Genomic DNA, 25,623 nt, shown 5'->3' with positions numbered 1-25,623 from the left:
TCAAAAAAGCCGGGATCTGCGGATCACGCATTACGGAGGCGTGAAACATGGAACGTAACGCTATGCTCGAATTCGACCCGTTCATCACAGAGCTGGCGGAAAAGCTGCACGTACACGGATATTATGCCTTTTATGGCGAGCACTACAATGAGACCGATATGGAGCAGTACCGTAGACACCTGTTCACCTCATTCAGCAATATCGTATGGGTGGAGCTGGATGCACGCAAAAAGTATATGATTGTGGATCATCGTGGACGCAACACGGTCATGAAGTTAATCGACGGTATGCTGAACACCCGTAGAACGCTGCGGGCCAATCTGGCGATGGCTGGTACAGACACCTCCGAAGTCCAGCAGGAAATCACGCACATGATGCAGCTTGTGCATATGTTAAATTTCACAACCTTCCGCTCATAAGTGGAGGATGCTACGTGCTAGGTTCGTTAAAAGGTAAATAACGAGCCGTTGTAACGAATGTAACTGTCTCAATTGAGAAGCAAAAAGGGGAGTCCAGTAATGAAGATAACTGAACTCCCCTTTGGTATGTCACTTATAAGGCGAATAGCTTAGCCTAATGCTTGCATGCGGAAAGCTATCATTTTACACCTCATATAAAGTTATACCTAATCTACTATCCAATTTTAAATCTCACTTACGCATAGAATTCACTTTTCTCGAAATAAAAACGACGACCTCTAGGGCCGTCGTTTTTTTGTTGTATCTACCTACCCTACTACTACCCTTCATTTGTAAAGCAAGCTCAGTCTTAAAATAAGTTCATGGAAAAGCTGCAAAGTAGTGAAGGGGACGAAATCGATTCTGGAAAAGCGAAGCGTTCGCCTAAAAGCTTTCTGCAAGAAAGCTACTTCGGAAGCATATGCTATCGTCGGATCTTACCCTTTGAGAAGGGGAATCCAAAAAGTCCGACGATAACAGCGATCGAAAGAACGATTCGTATCCGGAACGGCCACTTGCACGCTTTCCAGCACTTATTTTTCACATGAACTATACTTTACAAACTTTTTAAAAACTGAACAATCGTCAACAACCCTTTATCAAAGTTCTCCAGGTTGAAATGCTCATTCGGTGCATGCAGGTTCTCATCTGGCAAACCGAAGCCCATCATAACAGCCGGAATACCAAGCACGCGTGAAAGTTTCTCCACGATCGGAATGGAGCCGCCATCTTTCGTAAACAGGGCACGAACGCCGTACACTTGCTCATAGGCATCAGCTGCTTTTTGCAGTACCGGATCGGAAGGATCAGTATTGAACGCAAAGGCTTTCTCGATCTGTTTCACATGCAGCGTTGCGCCAGGTTGAACGTGCGCGCGCAGATGTGCTTCGATACGGTCCAGCACCTGCTGTGGATCTTGATCCGCAACAAGGCGGCATGTAATTTTGGCATGAGCTTCCTTCGGAATAACCGTTTTGGTGCCTTCACCTTGGAATCCGCCCCATACGCCATTCAGTTCCAGCGTTGGACGTGCGCCAATACGCTCTACGAACGAGTAGCCTTCTTCCCCGTACAATTGCTCCAATCCGAGGTCTTGACGAAGCTGTTCTTCATTGAAGCCTTGCTTCACGAACTCTTCTCTCATCTCAGGAGAGAGCGGCAGAACGCCATCATAGAAACCATCTACGCTCACGCGACCTTGCTCATCATGCAGCGAAGCGAGCAGGGATACGAGTGCGTGCAGTGCGTTCGGTACACCGCCTCCAAATGAACCGGAGTGCAGGTCCGTGTTGGCTGTATTCAGATCCACTTCGAGCGAGCAAAGACCACGCAGACCCGTAGAGATCGCCGGTTTTCCTTTTTCGAGCAGGGACGTATCCGAGATTAGTACCATATCTGCACGCAGCTTGTCTGTATTGTCGTTCAGGTAGATCGGCAGGTTCGGGCTGGAGATTTCCTCTTCACCTTCGATGCAGAATTTCACATTAACAGGAAGTTCCTTGTTTTCGGCAAGCAGAGCTTCAACCGCCTTGATATGTATGAAGATTTGTCCTTTATCATCCGTAGCACCACGTGCAAACAGCTTGCCGTCCCGAACGGTAGGTTCGAATGGAGGTGTTTCCCACAGGTTAAGCGGATCGACAGGCTGTACATCATAGTGTCCATAGATCAGTGCGGTTGGTTTGCCGGGTGCATGCAGGTGATCTGCATATACAATCGGATGTCCCGCTGTTGGAATAACCTCTACATTTTCCATACCTGCACGAGTGAGTGCATCTGCAGCCCATTGTGCCGCACGGTTAATATCCTCTTTATGTGCCGAAATGGCTGAAATACTTGGAATGGACAACCATTCGTTCAATTCCGCCAGGTGTTTCTCTCTATTTTCTTGAAAATAAGTTTGTTCCTTCATTAAAAGGCCTCCTTCATGTTTTGCTTTATCCTATTGTAATCCATTTTGATGCGTTAATAAAACATTGGTTAAAAAATGATCTGCTACATACCGTTTCATTCCCCCGGAAATTATGCGTATAATACAAGAAACGGATTTCATCCATATATTCTCATGTAAACCATTCAGCAGGGGAGTTGAGGGAGTTCCCATGACAGTCAGAGCATACGCAAGCAAGCAGGTGAGCACTGATGGAACCAGTTAGGAAGGTAAGATCCTCCGGCAGACTCACGCGTTGGCCAGGGTTAACCACAGGACGACATAAAGGGCGTTTTTATCGAAACAGCCTGATGCTTATTTTGCTCATTGCCAGCATTCCCGGACTGATTACAGGAATCGTGATGTATCAGTTGGTCGTTGGCCGGATGGAAAATGAATTTAATCAGATGCACCAAAGCCAGATTGAGAACCGGGCGCGCAACGTGGACGACCAACTCGCTTATTTGGAGATGACCTTGTCCCATTGGGCTTTTGAACCCAGGTTTGGCAATGCGCTGCGAACACTGGATTTTGTGTATTATTTCAACGAAACACAGGAGATCGTCACCACACTATACGTGTTGCAAGGCTCTCATCCGCTCATCAAATCCGCGCAGCTATATTTGCAGGAACCGAAACCGATTTTGTTTAACCGGGATTATAACGAATTGAAGGATGATGCAAAAATACAGGCCTACAACCGCTATCTGACGATGGGCAACCATGTGTATTGGACAGACTGGATTGCGAGCCAGAGTAGTGATAAAGTATCTCAAACGAATGATAGTATACTGCATACCGATCCGGGTAATGCACTGGTTCTTGTACATAAGATTCCGGGTGAAAGCATTAATCCATTTGGTGCGCTGATCATTACGCTGGATAATGAGAAAGTCGCCAGCTTGTTGAAAACGCTTACTCCTTATGATGAAGGGTTAACGTTCCTCATGGATAAACAGGGTAATACACTGGTTACCGGTAATCCGGTAGCAGGGAAGACCGATCTTGCTTTTGAGCAGCAGCTAAAAGAAGAAGTAGCCCTGCATGCAGACAACCATTCATTCCTGTTCAAATATGAGGACGAAACCTATTCCGTGTCCTATGGATCACTGAGTCGGATTGATTCGGACTGGACGTATGTCTCCGCAGCTCCGCTGACATCGGTGACCTCACCGGTGAAGCTCGTATCCAAAATCATCGTCATTGCGAGTGCTGGCAGTCTTATCCTGGGGTTGGTATTATCCTGGTTTGCTTCACGCAGAATATACTCTCCCGTAGCAAGGATGCTCCATTTATTGACGCCGGGCAGGAGTGAAACGACAACAGATACCAGGCTAGATGAATTCCAGCTGCTGGAACAACAGTGGAACGAATTGACTTCGCAGAGTCTGACCGCCCATCGACAATTACAGGAGCAGCTTCCCCATTTGCGGGACAGTTTTGTATTACAACTGGTGCAGGGGCATCTGTATGCCTATAACGAGCAGGATCTTCAGCAGCGGATGAGGAATCTTGGATTTGAGGTGGAAGACCAGCAGTTTTTGCTGCTTCAGATGTATTTTACGGGCTATGCCCAGTTACAGGGTCGATTTGGGAGCCAGGATACAGGGCTGGTTACCTTTGCAGCAGTTAATATCATTGAAGAAGTTGCTAAAAATGTTTTCAGTCAAATTAGTGTAATGAACTTTCACGACCTGTCTTCAGCCATGCTTGTGATTGCTCCCAACGACGAGCCTGTGAAATCACAAGCGTTATTGTGGGGACAAGAGTTGGTGGAGGTCATAGGTCAGACTTTGAAAATGAACGTGACGGTGATCGTAAGTCGTCCTGCTGCTTCCCCGCAGGAATTGCCGGGATTATTCATGGAGATGGAGCAGGCGGTTGCTTATCGCAGCGTGGAGGACGGGAGCCAGATTCTCGATTTGGAGGATGAGCAATGTTTCCGCAGAACGGAAGAAGCCTCGTATCCACTGGGGCTGGAACGTGAGATCCTTCAGGCGATCAGGCTTGGGAAGAAGGATGAGTCTGAGCGTGTACTGGAGCAATTTGTGACCGAGATCACCCAAGCGGGCAGTTCCGAATTCCAGGTGCAGCAGATGATGCTTCAATTGCTCGGAAGTATTCAGCATATGATGCTGCAGACCGGGGTAACGCCTTACAAGCTGTTTGGTGGCTGCAACATGTATGAGCGCTTGTCCACGATTCGCGAACCTGCACAAATGATGAAATGGATGATCGGAGAAGTATTGCTGCCATATGTTCAGGAGATCGAGATGCGTTCCCAGGAGCCGATGAAGCAGGTAGTGGAACGTACGATGTTGTTTATTGATGAGAATTATAGAAACGAACTTTCCCTGGAAGGCTGTGCAGATGCGGAGCAGATGACTCCTTATGCATTAAGCAAGGCATTCAAGCAAGTATCGGGCATGAATTTCATTGATTATTTAACACGGATACGAATGGATGCGGCGAAGCAATTGCTGCGTGAGACCACGATGAAAATCAATGATATCGCAGGAGCTGTTGGATACCAGCACAGTTACTTTAATCGGATTTTCAAGAAACAGGAAGGTTTAACACCGAGCCAGTATCGGGATCAATGGCTAGGTAAATAAACCTGTTCATGAGACTTCATCATTGACCGGAATCCCGCTTCATGGGAGTCCGGTTTTTCATGTTTCACCTCGGAAACAAAGAAGGATAATGCTGCAAAAATGTGCAATAACCTTTGCCGAAATATATCCAAATTGAAGAAGGAATGGCGTTATAGCGGGCTTTCGGACCACTTTGCGCAACCATGCAAAAAATGAAGGTTGCCGGAAACAGGGCAGCTGTATAGTCTGAATAACAGGTCGATTGATAACGCTTACATAAACAGGGAGGGGAGACATTATGAACGGGAAGACGGACTGGAATGGAACTGGCGCTACAGCAGCTCAGGTGGAAATCGCCGCATTGCCCATGAAGCGGGAGTCCAACTGGAAGAGGCAGATCAAACGAAATAAATGGCTGTACGTACTTGTGCTTCCCGGATTTTTGTACTTTGTCATTTTTAAATACTTGCCCATGTGGGGGATCGTTATTGCCTTCCAGGACTATCAGCCTTTTCTGGGCATTCGCGACAGTCAATGGGTGGGCATGGAGAACTTTACGAATTTCTTCTCCAATCCGGACTTCTTCCGATTGCTGAGGAATACGCTCGTCCTTGCCCTATATGATCTTATATTCTTTTTCCCGGCACCGATTATTATCGCTTTGTTACTTAATGAAATCAGGGTCGCTTTCTTCAAAAGAACGATTCAGACGCTGGTCTATGTACCTCACTTTGTTTCCATGGTCATTATCGCGAGTATCACTTATGTATTCCTGACTCCGCAAGGCGGGGTACTCTATGACCTGATCTCCTGGATCACAGGCAAACCGATCGATGTATTGGCGAGTCCGGGGTCATTCCGTCTGCTCATTATTGTTCAGATGATGTGGAAAGAGATGGGCTGGGGAACAATTATCTTCCTTGCAGCACTGGCAGGTGTGGATACAGAGCAGTATGAGGCTTCGATTGTGGATGGTGCAGGTCGATTACGGCGCATGTGGCACATCACGCTTCCAGCGATTCGCACGACCATTGTTATCTTGCTCATTCTCAGGCTGGGGAACTTTCTGGATACCGGTTTTGAACAGATCTATCTGATGACCAACTCGCTGAATCGTGATGTGGCAGATGTATTTGATACGTATGTATACACCGTCGGGATTACGCAAGGTGCATTCAGTTACAGTACCGCGGTTGGGTTATTCAAGTCAGTGGTCGGCATTATTCTGGTGCTGGGCAGCAACAAACTGGCCAAGAAATTCGGGCATCCTGGGATCTATTAAGCGTGTGTTGACATCCATTCATAAGGAGGAAATCGCCCATGAACAGCCGTCTATACAACAGCCCTGCCGGCAGAGTATTTGATATTTTCAATTACGTCATGCTGGGGATTCTGGGCATATTAACCGTTCTTCCTTTCCTATATATTATAGGAAATTCATTCGCAACCGAAGCCGAGATTACCGAACGCAGTTTTTTCCTTATTCCGAAGGTGTTTTCGTTCAGTGCGTATGAGTATATTTTTTCCTCGTCCACCATCTTCCGCAGTATAGGGGTTTCGATATTTGTTACGGTTGCAGGTACATTGGTCAATCTCTTCTTCACACTGACGATGGCTTACCCACTGTCCCGAAGTGACTTCTGGGGCCGAAATGTCATGATGAACATGGTGATTTTCTCCATGTTGTTCGGCGGCGGGATGATCCCGACCTATCTCGTCATTCGTGGACTTGGACTTCTGGATTCCTACTGGGCCCTCATGCTTCCTGGCGCGATCAGCGCTTTTAACTTAATTGTTGTCAAAAACTTTTTTCAACAAATGCCGCCAGGGCTGGAGGAAGCGGCCCGCATCGACGGCTGTTCGGATCTTGGGGTACTGTGGCGAATTGTTCTGCCATTGTCCAAACCGGTGATTGCCACCTTTGCGTTATTCTACGCCGTAGGGCACTGGAACAACTTTTTCTCGGCACTCCTGTACATTTCCGACAGTGACAAATGGCCATTGCAAGTCATGCTGAGACAGATCGTTCTGCTCTCACAGGCCAGTGTCGGAGATATGGCGAACATGGACCCCAATTTTGTACAGCCACCGGAGCAGTCCATTAAAATGGCGGTCATTGTGGTTGGTACCATCCCGATTTTGCTGGTGTATCCGTTTTTGCAGAAGCATTTTGCCAAGGGTGTCATGTTAGGTTCAATTAAAGGCTAAAGTCAAGGGGGAGAACGTATGGGACAAAAGACGGGATTCAAAAAAGGCGCATTGCTACTCTCTGCATCATTGGTATTGAGTACGATTCTGGGAGCTTGCTCCACGGACAAAGCAGGTTCAGGAACAGCTGCGGGTGGCACGGATCAGATCACGATTATGCTTCCGAACTTTGAAGCGGAGAATCCGCCGGATAACAGTCCTGTGATTCAGAAGCTTGAGGAATTGACGAAGATGGATGTGAATCTGCAATGGGTACCGAGTAGCTCCTATGAGGATAAATTCAATATCACACTGGCTTCGGGCAAGCTGCCCGATGTTATGGTTGTGCTTGGTAAGTCCCCAAGTTTCATTAATGCGGCTCGTACTGGAGCTTTCTGGGAGCTTGGACCTTATTTGAAAGACTATCCGAACCTCAGCAAGATGAATGAAATTATCACTAACAATGCTTCTATCGATGGCAAAACCTATGGCATCTACCGCGCACGTGCTCTCGGACGTAACGGTGTCACGATCCGCAAGGATTGGCTGGAGAAGCTTGGTCTGGAAGAGCCAAAGACCATTGACGAGTTCTACAATGTATTGAAAGCGTTCACGAAGGATGATCCAGACGGCAACGGTAAAGACGATACCTACGGTCTGGTGGCGAGCAAATTCACAGGTCCTTGGGATAATATGCAGATTTGGTTTGGTGCACCCAACAAGTGGGGCGAGGATGGTAACGGAGGTTTGATGCCGGCACACGAGACTCCAGAATATATGGAAGCTTTGAAATTTTTCCGTCAAATCTATAGCGAAGGTCTGGTCAACAAGGACTTTGCCGTGATGGATGCAACCAAGTTGTCCGATCCGTTTGTGAACGGGCAAGCAGGCGTAATGGTGGATGTAGCAGATAACGCACAGCGCATGGATCAGAAGATTCTGGAGAAAGATCCGTCAGCAACTGGGCATGTGGATGTGCTTCAGGCAATGGAGGGGCCGAACGGTTTGCGTGACATGCCAACATCCGGCTATTCCGGCATGATTGCCATTTCCAAAAGCAGTGTCAAAACGGAAGAAGACTTGAAAAAGGTACTGAGTTTCCTGGATCAGCTGAATGAACCTGAATTGCAGGCGCTGCTGGGGAACGGTCTGGAAGGCAAGCAGTATGAGAAAAAAGAGGGTTACATCATTCCGACAACTGACAAACTGGCGCTGCGAGATGTACAGGGTCTGAATCAGATCCTTATGTTTATTCCAGAGGACAAAACGCTTCGTGTGCAACAGACACCTGTTCGCGAAAAGGTTGCACAAGTGCAGAAAGCCAATGAGGAAATCGTCATTGCTAATCCTGGCGAACCGCTGATTTCCGATGTGTATGCCCAGAAAGGACCACAGCTGGATAACATCATTAATGATGCCCGTATCAAATTCATCGTGGGGCAAATTGATGAAAAAGGTTTCCAGGATGCTGTAGCACTGTGGAAAAGCAGTGGTGGCGACGATTATGTCAAAGAAGTGAATGAGCTGTACGCTGCACTGAAGTAGATTGATGTTCCAGAGCCCGGCAGCCTTTCTTGTAGTGCAAAGGTGGCAGCCGGGCATTTCCGTGTATCCCTAGTTAGTTCAGGCTATTTAAAAAACGATCTTCATCTCTTTTTTTGTGAATTATAGCTTCCAGTATTTAGATTTTGATGTATAATCAATGCAAAACAAACCTATTTGAACTTAAATGAACGTTATCGGTAGATGGACGACCACTCTTCATACAGGGAGGAAGCGACATGTGGAACGGGGATGCATTTGAAAATCCCGAGGCGCAGTACCGGGTTCATCCCTTTTGGTTTTGGAATGGGGATATGGAAGAAGGGCAAATCAAACGACAAATAGCCGAAATGTCTGCACAGGGCGTAGGTGGTTTTTTCATCTGTCCACGTCAGGGGCTGGAGATTCCCTATCTGTCCGAAGCATGGTTTGACAAGGTACGGATTGCAGTGGAAGCGGCGGCTGCCTGCGGTATGCAGGTATGGTTATATGACGAGTATCCCTATCCAAGTGGGATGGCTGGCGGTGAGGTGACACTTGATTTTCCCGAGGCGAAGCAGCGCCAGCTTGTGCATCAGCAGATTCGTGTTCATGGCGGAGATACAGTGGATCATGAGTTGCCGTGGGGTCGAATTCTAGTGGCGAAGGCAATACCCAAGGATGCGCAGGGCAAACGATTGTGGCATGAATCCATTGATTTGCGCAATAACATCGGCAATATCCAGACGGATCAGGTCTATCAGGAGACAGGGCTCACGTCGTATAATCGCAAGCGGTTTTTTACATACCGAACGGCTTTCCGCCTGTCATGGAAAGCTCCCGCTGGGGAATGGGACGTGATTATATTTCAGGAAGAAGAGATGGATGATTTCAAATATTACGGCAACTTTGTAGACCCGTGTCACAAGGAAGCGATGAGCCGTTTTATTGAACTGACCCACGAACGGTATAAGGAAGCAATTGGAGAACAGTTTGAAAGCGTAATCAAAGGCATGTTCTCCGATGAAATTGCGCCGCTTGGGCGTATCCCCTGGTCTCCACAGCTTCCCGGCTATTTCAGTGAACGCTGCGGTTACAGTCTGATTGAGTCCCTACCTGCTCTGCTGCATGGCGATGTCCCAGACGCGGAACGTATCAGGTATGACTATTATCAGTCGCTACATCTGCTGCTCAGGGAGTCGTATCACAAACAGGTACATGACTGGTGTGAAGAGGCAGGGATTCAGTATGCGGCAGAAGTGCCCGGGGTACGGATGACCACGCAGTTGTTCAGTCATATGCCAGGTGGAGATTCAGCACATGAGAAAATCGGACGCCCCTTATCCTGGATTCTGGAACGGTATGGCAAGAAGATGCGCGACAATCCGAAGATGGTCAGCTCGCTTGCCAGACAGCTTGGCCGAAGCCGCAATCTGATTGAGTGTTTTCACAGTGTGGGCTGGTCGATGACTTTACAGGATGCCAAATGGATGATTGACCGAATGGCAGCCATGGGCACCAACTTTTTTAATTTCCACGCCTTTTTCTATACCATCGGCGGACTCGCCAAGCATGATGCACCGCCGTCCCAGTTTTTACAGAACCCGTATTGGCGTCACTTCCGGCAGTTGGGAGATTACACAGGACGTTTAAGCTATCTGATGAGCACCGGGACTGCGGATATTCGTATTGCCGTGCTTGATCCAACGACCACGTTCTGGAGCCTGATGGGCAATCCGTTACACGGGTTCGAATATGGCGGAGAAGACGAAGCAGAACGGGCGAAGCTGGATCGTCTCACGAACGATTGGATGCGGATCACCTCGCATCTGCTCGAAAACAGACGTGACTATGATCATCTGGACCCCGAGCTGTTAGCGGAAGCTGTGCTGGCCGAGGGCACAATTCAGATTGGTGTTGCACGTTATGAAGTGCTGATTCTTCCACCGATGCTGAACCTGGAGGCAGCAGCCTGGCAGCAGGTTATGCAGTTCGTAGAACAGGGGGGAACGGTCATATCGGTAGGCATGCCTCCGCATGTAGCCATCCAGCCAGGAAGCCCTGCAGGAAATGAGGCCGCTCAGTTCTTTGGAGCAGGCAACCAGCCGCACGAGGCATATTGGGGCAATACAGACGAAACAGGTCATTACAGCAGCGAATTGATGTGGCTGCAGGGACAGGGAAATGCCTATTTTCTACCTGCTGGAACAGGTCGCGGGGATGACTTCTCCTTGGAACTGATCTCCCTGCTGCTGGATCAGGTACTGCCCGAACCGATCTGTTGGATCATGGAAGAAGAAAGTGCGTCGCTGCTTATGCAGACCCGTCAATTATCGGACGGAGAGTTTATGATCTTTTTGTCCAACCAGGAAGGACAACAACTTGAAGGGCAATTGAAAATGGTAGCCAAGCGGTTATGGACGGATGTGGATTTTTCGACGGGTACACGTCTGCTGGCGGAACGGCTCGATTTGGAGACAGGACAGCGTGAATCATTGCCGTTTACCAGCAGTGGTGGTGAATGGTGCATTTCGTTAAAGCTTGCTCCCTATGAAGCACATGTGGTGAGGCTTACTTTACAACATGCTCAAGAGGCATCAGAGGAGAATTCTTTTGCTCTGAACCAAACAGGGACGAAGTCTGGAGCGGATCGTTTAGTTACTGAGATTGAGAACGCACCCTATACGATTCAGTTTCCTGCGGAGGGGCCATGGCGACTGGAAACGGTGCAGTCCAACACACTTCGGATGGGGCAGTTCAACGTAACAGCTTCCAATGACAACGGTGTAATTTTTGAACGTAATCATGTTACAGTCAAGCCCTTTATTGATCAGGCGGCTGAATTGTCGGAGAACCATCATCTGCCGCTCCAGTTTAATCAGGTATTTGGTACACCGAAGAAAGCATCCGTTGCCTATCCAATCCAGTGCAAGTATACAACTACATTTGAGCTGAGAACGGCATTGGAAGAATGTCTGTTATTCATGGACAGGGCAGCGATATCAGGTGACTGGACCATGGAAATCAACGGTCAACCGATCGGACCTGATCTATTTGAGCCAATTGAAATTACCGATCACCATAATATTGGCTGCAATATAACTGAGTTGTTGCGCAGTGGCCTGAATGAAATGATCGTTACCTTAGAGGTCACGAGGGATGAAGAAGGTATCGTTGATCCGCTGTATCTGCAAGGGCGGTTTGGCGTGGAATTCCATCATGAAGGCATGGTCTCTCTCGTTCGTGAGCCGGATACGTCGATCCGAATTGGGCCTGAGCCACAGCCGTTGTATCCCCATTTTGCAGGAGAGATGAGTTACAAACGAAGCTTCTGGGTGGATCAGCCTGCTGAAGAGGTCGCGTCTTTTGAACTGGAATTCAGTAACTGGCAGGTGCAGGATGTGGTAGAAGTACGGGTGAATGGTTACAGTCTGGGCGTTCGATGCTGGTCTCCATATCGCTGGACGGGAGAAGCCTCGTGGCTGCGAGCAGGGGAGAACGATATTGAAGTACGCGTTACCAATACATTAATCGGACTGCTGGAAGGTACGTATTTTGACTCGGGCAGCCACAGTTTGCAGGAAGCCGGTCATGTATCAGCTGAAGAATAAACCTCCCAAGATAAACGGATTTATTCCCAAAGGAGAGATAGCACATGAGCTAAATAGAGTTATGTGCTTGTAGTAACAGGTGGAAGAGCGGTTTTTTTTATACAGTACTAGCGAAGCAGTGGTTGGATCGTTGATCTGCTGTTTTACAGCAAGGAAAATGAAAAGCCGGAAAAAGCAATTGAAGTGGGAGGAGGAACAAGATGGGACATCGTATCCAGTTTGACCGCTACCCAGGTGGCGTGATGAAGGCCTTGACGTTCAGTTATGACGATGGTGTGGTGCATGATCGCAGACTGGTGGGGATTTTCAATCAACATGGGCTGCGGGGCACATTCAATCTGAATTCCGGTACCCTGAGCAAGCCTGGCCGAATTGAGACGACAGAAGTTGCGAAGTTATATGCCGGGCATGAAGTGGCTGTACATACGGTCACCCATCCCACATTGCCCTATGTCCCGGATGAGCTGCTGACCGAAGAGATCATGGAAGATCGGAGATCGCTGGAACAGCTTGTCGGTTATCCGGTAAGAGGTATGGCCTATCCGAATGGAGGTTATGACCGTTCACTCAGCACCAAGCTCGAATGGCTTGGCATCGATTATGCACGCACGGTTGAATCCCATGGCAGGTACACACTGCCTGAGCGGCCGCTTGAATGGCATCCAACCTGCCACCATAACCATAATTTGGCGGCCCATGCCGAACGATTTATCCAGCATACGAAGACAGGTACGCCACTCTTGTTATATGTATGGGGTCACAGCTATGAATTCAATGATAACGACAATTGGCAGATTATAGAGCAGTTTGCTGAGCAGATTGGTGGCCGGGATGATATCTGGTACGCAACGAACATCGAAGTGATTGCTTACTGGAAAGCGGTCAAACGCCTGGAGTGTTCAGCAGATAGGTCCATCATCCACAATCCGTCCGCGATCACCGTCTGGTTTACGGCGGATCAGCAGGTGGTTGAAGTGAAGGCTGGCGAGACATTGCGACTAACCGAACGAATCAAGGTATAGGAAGGGAGCTGATGATCATTCGTTATTTTCATGAGAACGAGGCGATTGCAGGCAAGGTGTATGATTCAATTCCGGATATTTTGACTACCGTGGCACAGCGTTATATTGGGGACCATCCGAAACACTCCTTTCTGTTCCGAGCGTACCATCGTGGAGGCTTCCGCAGACTTGGGGATTATCGTTATGATCTGAATCTGGATGCCAAGTGGAAAGAGGCTCGTGCAGGACAGTACGTATACGTATGGGGCAAGTTGTGGAGCCAGCAGGAGGCTACGTTAAATACGGGACTGAACTGTTATAGTCCGGTGACGGTCTATGTGAACGGAGAAGAGATTTTCAAATCTGAGCTATTGCAGGAGTTATTTCCCGAGCGCAGAACCCAGATTCCGATTTCCGTGAAATATGGCTGGAACGATGTGTTGCTTTGTTTTGTAAAAACAGAGGTGGGATTCGGCGGGATCTACGGAACGGCCTCATTTAAAAACTTTCCGCTTCACTTCCTCATACCTGGTGTGAATCGCCAAGGACAGGAGGGCTGGCTGTACTCGGAACCCGTCGATGAACCTTTATCATCACTCCCTCGTGATGGCATGACTGAAGAAGAAACGGGCCTGTCCTGGTATCCGCGCAGGGACTGGACAGAAGGGGAACAGAACGCTGGAGCTTTCGCCAGAATCTTTGGGACAGAGCAGCCTGCTGTTGCGTACGCATGGTCCAAACTGGATGTCATCCAACCGGGATCGTCACCTGTTCTTTTGCAAGGGAAACATGAAGGGGCTCTCGCCCTGTACGTTGATGGCAAGGAGATATATTCCGCTGGGCAAAGCGGCAATTTCCGCATTGAACTGCCTCGCCGCTACGGTCCATCTGATCTGGTAGCGAAAGGTGAAACCAAGGCTGGGTGCAAGTTGTGGGGATTCACACTGGACGATGCGAAGGATTCCACTGCAACCGGATGGAGATTAAGACCACCTCATCCGGTTGCAGGATGTCCCGATGCGTGGCTGTATACGGGTGTATTTTCCCCAGGCTCTGAACCCTCTCACCGAGACATCATGGTAACAGATACTGTATTTGATGATGGAGCCCAAGGTGTATACTGGCATGTTGATCTACCTGAAACGAGTGTCCGGCCCTATTTGGAAAATACCCATTATGGCAAATGGAATTATCCACTCGGTGTCACCCTCCTTGGACTTCTTCAGATTGGACAGGAGTTGGGACGTGACGACTATGTTCAGTATGTGCGGGACCATATCGGCCTGAGTACGTCGTTTGACCGTTATGGTCTGTGGGATCGGGAAGGGTACGGCGCCGCGGGAATTAATAATCAGTTGTCTGCAATCGACAGTCTGGATGATTGCGGTTCATTTGGATCTACGCTGCTCGCAGCGATGGAACTCGGCGACATTCGTGGAGGTAAAGATACCGCAGATCGTATTGCGGGCTATATTACGGATGAACAGGAACGTCTAGACGACGGAGCCTTTTACCGTGTTCGTGGCAGCGGCGAGATGCGGCAGGAAACGATTTGGTGTGATGATCTGTATATGAGCACACCTTTCCTGATGCGTTACGGTCAGTTGACGGGAGATACTTCTTATTGGGATGATGCGATCAACCAGTTCCTGATGTTCCGCAAATATCTGTATATTCCCGAGCAACAGATCATGTCCCATGTGTATGATTTTGTGCGTGGACGGGCGACGGGCATACCATGGGGACGCGGAAATGGATGGGTTCTGTTTTCGCTAACCGAACTACTGTCGATTCTGCCAAGTGATCACGTCAAACGGCCAGAACTGCTGAGCTTCTACCGGGATTTATGTCAGGGGTATCTGGCGCTGCAAGGTGAAAATGGTCTCTGGCATCAGGTGCTGAACCGCCCGGATTCATATGAGGAAACCTCCTGCACGTCGATGTTCATCTACGCTTATGCCCGCGGTATTCGTGAAGGCTGGCTGGAGCAGCCAGAGGTCTACCTGGATGCGGTGCGCAAAGGATGGGAGGGCATGACCCATCTGTCCATTGATTATAAAGGCAACGTCTACGGTGTATGTCGGGGTTCTGGTTACTCCTTTACCGCACTTTATTACCGGGACGATTTGGGATGGATTCTGAACGATACGCACGGTATCGGCATTGTGCTTCTGGCCGGGATTGAGGCGTATAAAATGAACCAGCAGCTGAGCCAGATTTCGCTCGACCCTTCGGTTACAGCTGGACAACGCTAGTACAGCAATTATGAGAGTTCCTCTGCATACAGCCTAACGACAAAAAAAGCGGCACAGCCTGAAGGGCTTGCCGCTTTTTTCGTTATGAATGGAAACAACGTTCAATTTTCGAATTAAATGTGTGGTTAAAACAGTTCCAATTGCTCCGGCCCCTCTTCCTCCTCCCGCTCCGTACGGTCAGGAAAGGGCTTCACGGGCTGCTCCAGCAGCTCCATCATCATCTGTGCATTGGCAGCCGCGTCACCGCCCGAGTTGTTGTTGAAAATCACATAGACATCTTTGCTCTGCTCTTGCAATTGCTCCAAATAACCTTTCCACTCCAGCAGCTCTTCCTGGTTGTAGCGATACAGATAACGGGTCTCGCGCCAATTGGGTGCACCATTCTGATGCCAGCCTGATACATTGCGCCCATGCATACGTACCAGCGTCATCTCGGCATCGGTAGCTTCGGGTACAATAGGGATAGATCCTGGCCCCGCCTGAGGTTCATCACAGACGCTGTGAATCCAGCCTTGTTCCTTCAGAAATGCAAGCGTTCGTTCGCGCATGCCCTCTTCATACCAGCTGCGATGACGAAATTCGAGGGCACACGGGATGCCTTCCATTCTCAGTTTTACTTCACGCAGTTCATTGACATTGTCCCGATTGCATTCAAACCACGGCGGGTACTGGAACAAGGCCGCTTGCATCTTGCCTGCTTCCATGACAGGCTCCAGGGATTCGCGAAAAGCCTTATACATCTCCGAGGTGCTTGTGAAATAGGGTTTTCCCCGCAGATGTCCGGTCATCCCTTGATAGGCTTTGACGATAAAAGCAAAGGACTCCGGCGTCTCCGCTGCCCAGCGTGCCATCCGATCCCGAGGCTGAACGGCGTAGAAGGAACTGTCTACCTCCACGGTCGTAAAATATTGTCCATACAGACGGAGCTTGTCTTTCGCTTTGGTACGGTTCGGGTACAAATCTTCCTGATCTCCCCAGCCCGTAAGTCCAATCCGAATCATAAATAACACCTCCTGCTGCTTCTTCTGATGTCGCGTTATATTTTAGTCGTCTAATGGCGTTCATGAAGTGAAGATGCCATAGTAGTTATATATCAATCTTCTATGTATAGTTAACCGATTCGCGTGGGCCTGACTATGTTTAACATTATATCGTGTGGTTTCCGGCCGTTCAATGTGGGCGAAGCTTGGAAATTTTTGAGTTTGAAGGATAAAGACGGTACAATGGCTAAAAGCTATAGAGATATGATCCGGCTGATATAACAGCGTATTACGGATAGTTGGGCCAGTGACCATGTGGAGGGCGATACGTAATGACGGAATGGTATGAAAAGAGTTTTGGAGAAGACTACCTTCTTGTGTACAAACATCGGGATGTGCAAGGTGCATATCAGGAAGTACATAAAATGATCAATTGGTTAAAGCTTCAGCCAAAGTCCAAGGTACTTGACCTGTGCTGTGGTATGGGCCGACATTCTCTGGCCCTTGCAGATGCTGGTTTTCAGGTGACCGGAATCGACCTGTCTGATGTGCTTCTGCGTGAAGCACGCAGCATGGATACCGAACATCGTGTAGAGTGGTATCACGCCGATATGCGCGAGCTTCCACTGAAGGGCGGATTTGACGCCGTGGTCAATCTATTTACCTCATTTGGCTATTTCCGAGAGGATGGAGAGCAACTAAGAGTGTTACGCGCCATTCATCGGATGCTGAAGCCGGGGGGCAGCTATATTATTGATTTCATGAACACGGCTTATGTGACTCGTCATCTGGTGCAGCATTCAACACGTGAAAGCGAAGGACAGAATATTGAGGAATTTCGCAAGATCCAGGATGGATTTGTGCAAAAAGAAATTCACATTACCGATACCGAATCGGGCCAAAAACCACGAATCTATCAGGAACGCGTCAAGCTGTACACTCGCGAACAACTACGTGATCTGCTTCACGAGGCAGGACTCGTGGTGGATCAGGTACATGGCGGTTATGATGAAGAGAAGTACGATGAGCAGACATCGCCGCGGATGATTTTTGTCGGTCATCGGCCGGAGCAGTAGAGTTGGAGGAGAATATTAATGAAGCGAACGGAATCCATTCCCATGCCAGCAGGCATGCATCGGGTTAAGATTACAATGGCTTTTCCACTGCGTTGGGTGAACAGCTATGTGCTTCATGAACCGGATGGAACAATAACGATTGTTGACCCGGGACCACGCAGTACTGAGACGGAACAGGAGTGGCACGAAGCACTCGCAGATTTCAATTTAACTTTTCAGGATATTAGTCAGATTGTACTGACCCACCATCACCCCGATCATCTGGGGTTGTCCGGCTGGATACAGCAGCAAACGGGTGTGCCTGTTCGAATGTCCACACGATCCCGCCAGGAAGCGGATTACATGTGGGGAACGGAGGCAACTATAAATACAGTTTTGCCTGAATATTATAGTCACCATGGAATGCCGGAAGAAAAGACGCAGCAGATCCGTGAACATATGGAGGGATTCATCTCACAGATTACGCCACTTCCCGTAGTGACACCGATTGAAGATGGCGAATGGTTGGTTATGGGCGGGAAAAAGTGGCGTGCTGTAGAAACAGGTGGTCACGCGCCAGGACATCTATCCTTCTATGCGCCAGAATCCAGGGAGATCTTGTGTGGAGATGCCGTATTGCCGCAGATCTCACCGAATATTAGCCTGCAGCCGGGAAGTGACGATCAGCCTTTATTGTCTTATATGGAAGGGCTGCATCGACTGGGGGCTTTGGATGTAGAAGTGGCATATCCAGGGCATCGGAATCCGTTTGGCCATTTTGGCGATCGAACGGTTCATCTGCTTACTCATCATGAAGAGCGCCTTCAGAAGATGATGGAGCGAATCCGGGAAGCACCGACGAATGCGTATGATATCTGTGTGTTTATGTTTGGTGACCGATTGGGAACACATCAGCTTCGTTTTGCGATGAGCGAGACTTTGGCGCACCTGCAGGAATTGATCCGGCGGGAGCGTATAGTACAGGAGCAGCAGCCCGACGGAGTGTTCTTTTTTATCGAAAATACTTAGGATGACAAGACTTTGACCAGGAGAACTGCCTGTTCAGAGTCTTTTTTTTTGCGTGTAACGACTCCAATAAATGAAAGCTTTAGTCTCTCTTAACCGTTCATTCATCTTCTTTTAAGGCAGCACTTCTATGATAAATGCATGAACTTCGCCAGAGAAAGCAGGGAAGAGCGATGACTAGGAAAAAACGAAATCAATGGAGAAAATGGCAAGCCTCAGCGGCAGCAACGTTGACCGTGGCTGCACTCTTTCAATATGTAAGAACTTCTGATGCCTTTGATGTCGCTTATGCGGCGGCTAATGGTACCGATATAAGCAGTACAGCTTCTACTCAGATAGATGCTCAGGATGATGTCATGGACGAATGGACGAACAACGCAGATGGCAATTCCGATGCATCGTCCAATGAGGGCTATAGCCTGGATGAGGGAACGGCCGATGGAAGCAATGCCATCGGTTCGAATCAAGGCAGGTCTTCGGGCGGTTGGATAACAGATCAGAACAGCAATCAGGATACAGACTCCGGATACAGCCGTGGCAATTATCAGTCACGCACGGGTGCATCATGAGCCGCACGGAGCAAGTCTCCCGTCTTCTTAAGTTCCGCTTCCGGGCGATGAACACGGACGTGGAAGTTCAGTTAGCCGCAGGACGGGAAGAAGCTGAGCATGCAGCAGCCTTGGTGAAGAATTGGTTCGAAGCGCAGGAACAGCGTTTCAGCCGATTTGTGGCAGACAGTGAATTGAATCGTCTGAATCGTTGCACAGGATGGATGCCCATCTCCGCAGCAATGGATGAAGTGTTAAGTTTGGCATACGGTTATATTGGACAGACGGAAGGGATTTTTCAGCCAGGTATTTCTCAGGCTCTACGGGCTTCTGGTTACGATGTCAGCTTCGAGCAGCTGCAACAAAGAGAGCTTCAGCAATCTGGAACCGAACGCAGATTGGACATCCGACAATTGGATATAACAGATATGCTGAGAGACGAATATGACTATAGCCGCCCACGTTGGATTCAAAGGGAAGGCAGCCGAATGGTTCATAAAGACCCTGGGACTGAGCTGGACCTTGGGGGCATTGTTAAGGGTTGGGCCGTTGAGCGTATCGCCGATTGGCTGCAACGTACACTTCATATTTCAGCCGGATTAATCAATGCAGGTGGAGATATTCAGGCATGGGGGACAACACTTCATCCGATGTGGTCCGTGCAAGTCACCGATCCTTATCAGGAGGAGCGTAATCTGATAGGGAATATTCAATTGAGGAAAGGTGCAATTGCTACTTCAGGAGTGGTACGAAGACAGTGGCAGAATACGGACGGAAGCCTTTCACATCACTTAATTGATCCCCGGACGATGGAGCCAGCAGATACGGATGTGCTACAGTGTACCGTTCTGGGCCAGCATACTTCGCAATGTGAGATTATTGCCAAGACCGTCTGTATTTTGGGAAGTGCCGATGCAGTAGGTTGGTTAAACCGTCATTACGACCGGCATGATGTCCTGTGGATGACCCGGGATGGGAGCACTTATTTTAGAGGAAATACCGACACGCTCGCTGAACGCTGGCCTGGTTTCGATCCGGATCACCGCTTCAGTCTTATATAAACGACAAGTCTATCAGATATGGGGGAGCCGGTTATGGCGCAATGGATTGTAGATTACCTGCCGACGTGGAATATCATTCGAATTAGTGGGATCGCCGCTTATTTGCTGCTCTTTGCGGGGGTATTTCTGGGAATTGCTCAAGGCATGCCCATGGCTAAAGGCAAACCTAAAGCGGCCATGTTTAAATGGCATACCCGAACGACCTGGCTCGCCTTTGGACTTGGGCTCGTGCATGCGTTAACCCTATATATTGATCACTATAGTCCATTCACCTGGAGTGAACTGCTCATTCCGTTTACGGCTTCAGTACATCCGATCGGCAGCGGACTGGGCACGTTATCCTTCTATGGTTTGGTGATCGTTCTGCTATCCAGTGATCTGCGTAACAAGCTCGGCCGCAAATGGTGGTTTATGTTCCATATGTTGTCTTATCCCGTATTCATCGGTTTATTGTTCCATGGCATGGTTACCGGCTCTGATTCAGGCAATGTGATTTTGCGTCTGATGTATGTGTTTACTGGCTTGAGCATTCTTGGTATTACGGTACTTCGTGGCATGCTGAGAGAACGCAAAGGCCCGGAAATTACAATTGGACCCAGTCGTGTACAGCCTAAGCCAGCAGCGGAACAGAAATGGGCTGAGGTGTATCGTTTGGCGGGAGCGGGAAGACAGGAGCATCTGAAATAGCGTATTACAAAAATAAGTGAATCAACACAAAAGAAGCGGCCTTCGTGGCCGCCTTTTTGTCATGATCAGAAGAAGTCTGATTGTTGAATTTACTTGGTTCGTTCATTTCCAACTCCTATTACACATGCAAATTATACGATATCATCGCTGACAGGTTTTTCTCCCAAAGCTTCTTCAAGCTCCGATTGTTTGCGATGCGCAATCCGGCTGCTGGCCGCTGAGGCAATGGCCCCCACGATATCATCCAGAAACGTATGCACAGGCCCGAGACTCTTGTCGTTTAAACGTTCAAGCACACCGGGTTTTAGCTTGTCTACATAACCGTAGTTCGTAAATCCGATACTTCCGTATACGTTGACGATGGAGAATGCGAGAATCTCATCCACGCCATATAACCCTTCATCATTCTCAATCATCTCCTGCAAAGGAGAAATGAGTAAGCCTTGCTCTGCCAGCAAGTCCAGTTGAATACCTGTCAGGACTGCGTTCTGCACCTCACGTTTGCGTAATACTTTCTCCACATTGTCGATACATTCTTCCATCGTTAGACCTGGGTAATACTTATTTTGCAGCATCATGACCAGTTCTGCGATCTCAGGGATCGTAACGCCCCGCTTGTGCAGCCATTCCCTCGTTGCCTCTGCCACTTTACGGCTATTCAGGCTGTAAGGGATTTTTTCTTGCTCCGGATGTTCCATGGGCGATTCCTCCTCTGAAGTTAGCATTGTCCCTACACTTGTATCCTAATACGTTATTAACCGTTTTGGGTTTCTTTGCTATCCCTCGATGGGGATGGAAAGCCTGTTTTCAGTTTTATGCATGATGAGCTTGTTTAAAAAGTAGTTATTTTTTGGGCAAAGGCTCGTATACATGGTAGTACAAACTGTAAAAATGATGAGGGGGAACGTGATCATGAGTAAGATCCGTTATTTGCGTACAGCTTCTGCAGCTGCACTGTTGAGTATTCCTGTGGTGTTATCCGGATGTGGTATGTTTGGGGCACAGTCCTCCGAGGCTATTGATCCACCGCCGCCGATTCAGGAAGCGGCCATGATTCAGGCGGCCGAAGGCAACGGATCACTTGCCAAGCTGCCACTTACAACCGTGTATCTGCAGGACCAGCAAGGTTTATTGGCTCCAGTATCCATGACACTTCCGTCGGGCACGGACGTCAGCAGTCCCAAGACCGCTCTGGATACACTTGTGACGGGTGGTCCATATGCTGGGATGTTGCCTGAAGGATTTCAGGGCGTTCTCCCGCAGGGTACCGTTGTTCAGAACGTAACGATTCATTCGGATGATAAACTGGCAGTCGTGGAGTTCTCCGGCAATTTTGCCAAGTATGATGCCAAGAACGAGCGCAAAATGCTGGAGGCTGTCACCTGGACTCTCACCGGCACACCAGATGTGCAGAATGTACAGATTTGGGTAGACGGCAAAAAGTTAACGCAAATGCCAGTAAACAGCACACCGCTGCCGGAACCGCTGAATCGGGCGGTAGGCATTAATCTTGATTTGGGTGATACATTCACGACCAACAGCAGTCCGGTAACGGTTTATTTCTCAGCCGCTTCGCCAGCAGGCATTCAATATTACGTCCCGGTTACACGTCTAGTGACACCAGGTGGAGACCGGGTGCAGGCGGCGTTGAATGAACTGATCAAGGGGCCAGCCAAAGGCGGCGAGCTGGAAGAGGTTATGACGGGCGGAACGCAGCTGCAATCGGTCAAAACGTCTGAGGATGGAACCGTAACGGTTGCACTCAAAGATGATATGTTCACTGAGGGAGATGTCGTGCCAAGTGAACTGCTGCAATCCGTTGTATTGACTACGGCCGAGAATACAGCTGGCAAGGAAGCTAAAGTCCAGATCGAATGGAATGGGCAAAAGACAGTCATGAGTGATGATAATCGGGATTACAGTGCCCCAGTATCGAAGCCTGAATATATCAATGAAATTCCAATTTAAGTCACAAAGGCGTTTTAGCCTACTGTTGGTAGAACTCTTTGGGGGACAGGATGCTTTTAAGTGAACTCTTTGGTAATATAGAAGGGATTAGTAAAAGTGTGAACAAGCTCGACATTACAGGATGCTTAAGTCGTAGGAGGCAGAAATGATGAGATCTAACGGACGAACCAGCGACCAGCTGCGCCCGATGAATTTAACAATTAACACGAATAAATACGCCGAAGGTTCTGTACTGATTGAAGTGGGAGATACCAAGGTTATTTGTACAGCTACGGTGGAGGAACGTGTTCCTCCCTTTATGAAAGGGCAGGGTAAAGGCTGGGTAACAGCTGAATACTCCATGCTGCCACGTGCAACACATACCCGTAATCAACGTGAAGCGAACCGCGGCAAATTGACTGGACGCACCATGGAAATTCAGCGTCTAATTGGCCGGGCACTGCGCTCGGTCGTTAACTTGCAGGCGCTTGGTGAACGTACGATTACACTGGACTGTGATGTAATTCAAGCAGACGGAGGTACACGCACAACGTCCATTACTGGTTCGTTTGTAGCTCTGGCACTCGCGGTGAACAAAATTGCCCAACAGCATAAATTGCAAGTATTCCCGATTACGGATTTCATTGCAGCGGTAAGTGTGGGTGTAGTTGGAGAACAGCCTGTGCTGGATCTGAACTATGATGAAGATTCCAAAGCCAAGGTAGATATGAACCTCGTGATGACAGGCGGCGGGAAATATGTGGAGCTTCAGGGAACAGGTGAAGAAGCACCATTTGACCGTCGTGAGCTGAACGCGATGCTGGAGCTGGGTGAGCAGGGCATTCTGGAGATGATTGAGCGTCAAAAAGAAGTTCTCGGACCCATTGCACTCAAGATCGGTGCTCGTGGATTAGGAGAAGCCTAACATGAGTCTGGATAGCCCAATTATCATTGTCGCAACCCGTAATGCAGGGAAAGTACGTGAATTCGCTCATGCATTCGCTCCACTGGGCAAAGAGGTCAAAAGCATGTTCGACTATCCGGAGCTGCCGGATGTTGTTGAGGATGGCGTAACCTTTGCAGATAATGCCTGGAAGAAAGCCAAAACGGTGGGCGATGCTCTTGGTTTGCCTGTCCTAGCTGACGATTCGGGATTGTGCGTGGATCTGCTGGACGGTGACCCGGGAGTGTATTCTGCGAGGTATGCAGGCGAGGGTGCAACCGATGAGAAGAACAATGCCAAACTGCTTGAAGCGCTGGAATCGCTCAAATCCGGTGAGGATACGGAGCAACCGCTTTTGAGTCCAGCAAGATTCGTCTGTGCATTGGTGCTGTATGATCCGGCAACCGGAGACAAGTATGAATCAGAAGGCATGGTGGAAGGCTGGATCACAGCTGAGGCAGCCGGTGGTGGCGGTTTTGGATATGACCCACTCTTCTATGTGCCTGAATATGAGATGACGATGGCCGAGCTTACGCTGGAGCAAAAGCAGGCGATCAGTCACCGGGGCCATGCCCTGAGAGCGCTCGTATCCAGCCTGAAAGGCTGAGATTCAAACGAATCAGCTCATATGAATATGAATGTATAAGGTGAATTATGGCCTTGCTTAAATATCAAAGCGTTAGTGGAAGGTAAGAGTCATTCCTGTGGAATGCTTCACCGACCATTAACGTTTTTTTATTTTTATGAGTGGAGCAGATTCGTTTAAAGCCAATACGTGGGACCCAAAATAAATCCCGCTTTTTTTAGTGAAAATATCGGAACGTACGTTCTTGTACCTATATAAAAAATACGGATATTTCACGTTTGAGCAGCGCATTAGGACCGGGGTTGGAAGAAGTTGCAAGTCTTGTACAGTATGGGTTAACATTCAAGTTAACGAATCATCAATGAACTCAAACGGAGGGGATTTGCTTATGCAAGAAGTGAAGCTTACGGTGTCTTATGATGATTATGAGAACGGTATTCGTATGGAAACGTTGATTAGGGAACTGGCTGCCAAACCGGAGGCTGGTTCGCTGGAGAGTCTGATTATTGGAGACTGGGGGCAGGCTTATGAAAATTCGCCGGATGAATTTATGGGCACGCTCATCGAGCTGGCTCCCAGCTTTCCTTCTTTGAAGAAACTGTTCATCGGAGATATGGGCTTTGAAGAATGCGAAGTATCATGGATTATTCAGACGGATCTCACACCACTATTGGCTGCTTTTCCTGAATTGAAGTCATTCTCAGTGAAGGGCAGCAGCGGACTAAGTCTGGAACCCATCGAACATGCCAAACTTGAAGAATTAATCATTATTTGCGGTGGTCTTCCCAAAAGCGTGTTAGCTTCAATTGCCCGGGCTAAGTTGCCTGAATTGCGTAAGCTTGAGCTGTATCTGGGCGTGGATGATTATGGATTCGACGGTTCACTTCAAGATGTACTTCCACTTTTGGAACAGGGCTTATTTCCAAAGCTCGTATACCTGGGTCTGAAAGACAGTGAAATTCAGGATGAGATTGCGAAAGCTGCGGCTGAGGCACCCATTCTGGATCAACTTGAAATCCTGGATCTGTCAGAGGGCACGTTGTCTGATGAAGGGGCAGAGGCGCTGCTCGCTAGTGATAAGATCAAAAAACTGAAACATCTCAATCTTAGTTACCACTACATGACAGACGACATGCTCATTCGCTGGAAACGTTCAGGTATACACGTAGATGTTAGCGAGCAACAACAGAGTGATGAAGATGACTGGCGTTACCCGTCGTTAACGGAATAAAT

General features: G+C 48.6%; 20 protein-coding genes. 17 read left to right on the top strand and 3 right to left on the bottom strand.

The genetic code is table 11. The features are described 5' to 3' along the window. Positions 1 to 47: 47 nt before the first annotated feature. Positions 48 to 419, top strand: a complete 372-nt coding sequence (locus tag BUA17_RS25840; protein WP_053783145.1) for a hypothetical protein — start codon at positions 48 to 50, stop codon at positions 417 to 419. 595 nt (positions 420 to 1,014) lie between these two features. On the opposite strand, the gene BUA17_RS25835 is transcribed toward BUA17_RS25840, so the two are convergent. Beyond that, the gene (locus tag BUA17_RS25835; RefSeq protein WP_063566686.1) at positions 1,015 to 2,370 is read right to left on the bottom strand and encodes a dipeptidase; all 1,356 of its coding nucleotides are present in this window, start codon (positions 2,368 to 2,370) and stop codon (positions 1,015 to 1,017) included. Positions 2,371 to 2,600: 230 nt separating this feature from the next. Here BUA17_RS25835 and BUA17_RS25830 point away from each other — a divergent pair, with 230 nt between their 5' ends. From BUA17_RS25830 to BUA17_RS25800, 7 genes are all read left to right on the top strand, one after another. Continuing rightward, positions 2,601 to 5,003, top strand: a complete 2,403-nt coding sequence (locus BUA17_RS25830; RefSeq protein ID WP_083584865.1) for an AraC family transcriptional regulator — start codon at positions 2,601 to 2,603, stop codon at positions 5,001 to 5,003. Between the two features lie 346 nt (positions 5,004 to 5,349). Continuing rightward, complete coding sequence (locus BUA17_RS25825) at positions 5,350 to 6,264, top strand: ABC transporter permease (protein WP_072735526.1); 915 nt, start codon at positions 5,350 to 5,352, stop codon at positions 6,262 to 6,264. A 38-nt stretch (positions 6,265 to 6,302) separates the two neighbouring features. Beyond that, a complete protein-coding gene (locus BUA17_RS25820; RefSeq protein ID WP_024632531.1) occupies positions 6,303 to 7,190 on the top strand; it encodes a carbohydrate ABC transporter permease in 888 nt (295 codons plus the stop codon). Positions 7,191 to 7,208: 18 nt separating this feature from the next. Continuing rightward, positions 7,209 to 8,714 carry an extracellular solute-binding protein gene (locus BUA17_RS25815; RefSeq protein ID WP_072735430.1) on the top strand — a complete coding sequence of 502 codons (1,506 nt, stop codon included), beginning with the start codon at positions 7,209 to 7,211 and terminating at the stop codon, positions 8,712 to 8,714. A 236-nt stretch (positions 8,715 to 8,950) separates the two neighbouring features. Next, positions 8,951 to 12,301, top strand: coding sequence for a glycosyl hydrolase (locus BUA17_RS25810; RefSeq protein ID WP_072735429.1), 3,351 nt, complete (start codon positions 8,951 to 8,953; stop codon positions 12,299 to 12,301). A 200-nt stretch (positions 12,302 to 12,501) separates the two neighbouring features. Beyond that, positions 12,502 to 13,323: a polysaccharide deacetylase family protein gene (locus tag BUA17_RS25805; RefSeq protein ID WP_063566690.1), complete on the top strand. Its 822-nt coding sequence runs from the start codon at positions 12,502 to 12,504 to the stop codon at positions 13,321 to 13,323. Positions 13,324 to 13,334: 11 nt separating this feature from the next. Then, entirely contained in the window at positions 13,335 to 15,557 is a 2,223-nt protein-coding gene (locus BUA17_RS25800; protein ID WP_244552228.1) for a glycoside hydrolase family 88/105 protein, read from the top strand. Between the two features lie 125 nt (positions 15,558 to 15,682). Here the strand turns inward: BUA17_RS25800 and BUA17_RS25795 are convergent, their stop codons facing one another. Next, a complete protein-coding gene (locus tag BUA17_RS25795) occupies positions 15,683 to 16,558 on the bottom strand; it encodes a DUF72 domain-containing protein (RefSeq protein ID WP_072735428.1) in 876 nt (291 codons plus the stop codon). A 311-nt stretch (positions 16,559 to 16,869) separates the two neighbouring features. Between BUA17_RS25795 and BUA17_RS25790 the strand changes: the two genes are divergently transcribed. The 5 genes from BUA17_RS25790 (at position 16,870) to BUA17_RS25770 (ending at position 20,914) form a co-directional block, all read left to right on the top strand. Then, a complete protein-coding gene (locus BUA17_RS25790; protein ID WP_063566693.1) occupies positions 16,870 to 17,613 on the top strand; it encodes a class I SAM-dependent methyltransferase in 744 nt (247 codons plus the stop codon). A gap of 18 nt (positions 17,614 to 17,631) precedes the next feature. Continuing rightward, complete coding sequence (locus BUA17_RS25785; RefSeq protein WP_063566694.1) at positions 17,632 to 18,621, top strand: MBL fold metallo-hydrolase; 990 nt, start codon at positions 17,632 to 17,634, stop codon at positions 18,619 to 18,621. 170 nt (positions 18,622 to 18,791) lie between these two features. After that, positions 18,792 to 19,187, top strand: coding sequence for a hypothetical protein (locus tag BUA17_RS25780; RefSeq protein WP_063566695.1), 396 nt, complete (start codon positions 18,792 to 18,794; stop codon positions 19,185 to 19,187). Continuing rightward, positions 19,184 to 20,227 carry an FAD:protein FMN transferase gene (locus BUA17_RS25775; RefSeq protein ID WP_072735427.1) on the top strand — a complete coding sequence of 348 codons (1,044 nt, stop codon included), beginning with the start codon at positions 19,184 to 19,186 and terminating at the stop codon, positions 20,225 to 20,227. The genes BUA17_RS25780 and BUA17_RS25775 overlap by 4 nt, the downstream gene beginning before the upstream one ends. A gap of 33 nt (positions 20,228 to 20,260) precedes the next feature. Further along, the gene (locus tag BUA17_RS25770) at positions 20,261 to 20,914 is read left to right on the top strand and encodes a ferric reductase-like transmembrane domain-containing protein (RefSeq protein ID WP_063566697.1); all 654 of its coding nucleotides are present in this window, start codon (positions 20,261 to 20,263) and stop codon (positions 20,912 to 20,914) included. Between the two features lie 131 nt (positions 20,915 to 21,045). Here BUA17_RS25770 and BUA17_RS25765 read toward each other — a convergent pair whose 3' ends face one another. Next, positions 21,046 to 21,612 carry a phosphatidylglycerophosphatase A family protein gene (locus BUA17_RS25765; RefSeq protein ID WP_063566698.1) on the bottom strand — a complete coding sequence of 189 codons (567 nt, stop codon included), beginning with the start codon at positions 21,610 to 21,612 and terminating at the stop codon, positions 21,046 to 21,048. A gap of 214 nt (positions 21,613 to 21,826) precedes the next feature. On the opposite strand from BUA17_RS25765, the gene BUA17_RS25760 reads away from it, so the two are divergent. The 4 genes from BUA17_RS25760 (at position 21,827) to BUA17_RS25745 (ending at position 25,621) form a co-directional block, all read left to right on the top strand. Then, positions 21,827 to 22,882 carry a GerMN domain-containing protein gene (locus BUA17_RS25760; protein WP_063566699.1) on the top strand — a complete coding sequence of 352 codons (1,056 nt, stop codon included), beginning with the start codon at positions 21,827 to 21,829 and terminating at the stop codon, positions 22,880 to 22,882. 145 nt (positions 22,883 to 23,027) lie between these two features. Then, entirely contained in the window at positions 23,028 to 23,786 is a 759-nt protein-coding gene (gene rph, locus BUA17_RS25755; RefSeq protein WP_053783129.1) for a ribonuclease PH, read from the top strand. A gap of 1 nt (position 23,787) precedes the next feature. Next, entirely contained in the window at positions 23,788 to 24,411 is a 624-nt protein-coding gene (locus BUA17_RS25750) for an XTP/dITP diphosphatase (protein WP_063566701.1), read from the top strand. A gap of 367 nt (positions 24,412 to 24,778) precedes the next feature. Further along, positions 24,779 to 25,621 (top strand): STM4015 family protein, encoded by an 843-nt coding sequence (locus tag BUA17_RS25745; protein WP_063566702.1) that lies wholly within the window; start codon positions 24,779 to 24,781, stop codon positions 25,619 to 25,621. Positions 25,622 to 25,623 lie beyond the last annotated feature (2 nt).

This window comes from Paenibacillus sp. ov031 (assembly GCF_900143165.1).
Classification (GTDB): domain Bacteria; phylum Bacillota; class Bacilli; order Paenibacillales; family Paenibacillaceae; genus Paenibacillus; species Paenibacillus marchantiae.
This window is presented reverse-complemented; position numbering and strand designations above follow the sequence as displayed.

What these genes read in the sequence shown, in the direction of transcription:
- BUA17_RS25785 (WP_063566694.1), top strand. Translation starts at nt 17,632, where the DNA reads ATGAAGCGAACGGAATCCATTCCCATGCCAGCAGGCATGCATCGGGTT.
- BUA17_RS25745 (WP_063566702.1), top strand. Translation starts at nt 24,779, where the DNA reads ATGCAAGAAGTGAAGCTTACGGTGTCTTATGATGATTATGAGAACGGT.
- BUA17_RS25815 (WP_072735430.1), top strand. Translation starts at nt 7,209, where the DNA reads ATGGGACAAAAGACGGGATTCAAAAAAGGCGCATTGCTACTCTCTGCA.
- BUA17_RS25835 (WP_063566686.1), bottom strand. Translation starts at nt 2,370, where the DNA reads ATGAAGGAACAAACTTATTTTCAAGAAAATAGAGAGAAACACCTGGCG.
- BUA17_RS25805 (WP_063566690.1), top strand. Translation starts at nt 12,502, where the DNA reads ATGGGACATCGTATCCAGTTTGACCGCTACCCAGGTGGCGTGATGAAG.
- BUA17_RS25780 (WP_063566695.1), top strand. Translation starts at nt 18,792, where the DNA reads ATGACTAGGAAAAAACGAAATCAATGGAGAAAATGGCAAGCCTCAGCG.
- BUA17_RS25840 (WP_053783145.1), top strand. Translation starts at nt 48, where the DNA reads ATGGAACGTAACGCTATGCTCGAATTCGACCCGTTCATCACAGAGCTG.
- BUA17_RS25825 (WP_072735526.1), top strand. Translation starts at nt 5,350, where the DNA reads ATGAAGCGGGAGTCCAACTGGAAGAGGCAGATCAAACGAAATAAATGG.
- BUA17_RS25760 (WP_063566699.1), top strand. Translation starts at nt 21,827, where the DNA reads ATGAGTAAGATCCGTTATTTGCGTACAGCTTCTGCAGCTGCACTGTTG.
- BUA17_RS25770 (WP_063566697.1), top strand. Translation starts at nt 20,261, where the DNA reads ATGGCGCAATGGATTGTAGATTACCTGCCGACGTGGAATATCATTCGA.
- BUA17_RS25810 (WP_072735429.1), top strand. Translation starts at nt 8,951, where the DNA reads ATGTGGAACGGGGATGCATTTGAAAATCCCGAGGCGCAGTACCGGGTT.
- BUA17_RS25775 (WP_072735427.1), top strand. Translation starts at nt 19,184, where the DNA reads ATGAGCCGCACGGAGCAAGTCTCCCGTCTTCTTAAGTTCCGCTTCCGG.
- BUA17_RS25750 (WP_063566701.1), top strand. Translation starts at nt 23,788, where the DNA reads ATGAGTCTGGATAGCCCAATTATCATTGTCGCAACCCGTAATGCAGGG.
- BUA17_RS25795 (WP_072735428.1), bottom strand. Translation starts at nt 16,558, where the DNA reads ATGATTCGGATTGGACTTACGGGCTGGGGAGATCAGGAAGATTTGTAC.
- BUA17_RS25830 (WP_083584865.1), top strand. Translation starts at nt 2,601, where the DNA reads ATGGAACCAGTTAGGAAGGTAAGATCCTCCGGCAGACTCACGCGTTGG.
- BUA17_RS25820 (WP_024632531.1), top strand. Translation starts at nt 6,303, where the DNA reads ATGAACAGCCGTCTATACAACAGCCCTGCCGGCAGAGTATTTGATATT.
- BUA17_RS25765 (WP_063566698.1), bottom strand. Translation starts at nt 21,612, where the DNA reads ATGGAACATCCGGAGCAAGAAAAAATCCCTTACAGCCTGAATAGCCGT.
- BUA17_RS25800 (WP_244552228.1), top strand. Translation starts at nt 13,335, where the DNA reads ATGATCATTCGTTATTTTCATGAGAACGAGGCGATTGCAGGCAAGGTG.
- BUA17_RS25790 (WP_063566693.1), top strand. Translation starts at nt 16,870, where the DNA reads ATGACGGAATGGTATGAAAAGAGTTTTGGAGAAGACTACCTTCTTGTG.
- rph (WP_053783129.1), top strand. Translation starts at nt 23,028, where the DNA reads ATGATGAGATCTAACGGACGAACCAGCGACCAGCTGCGCCCGATGAAT.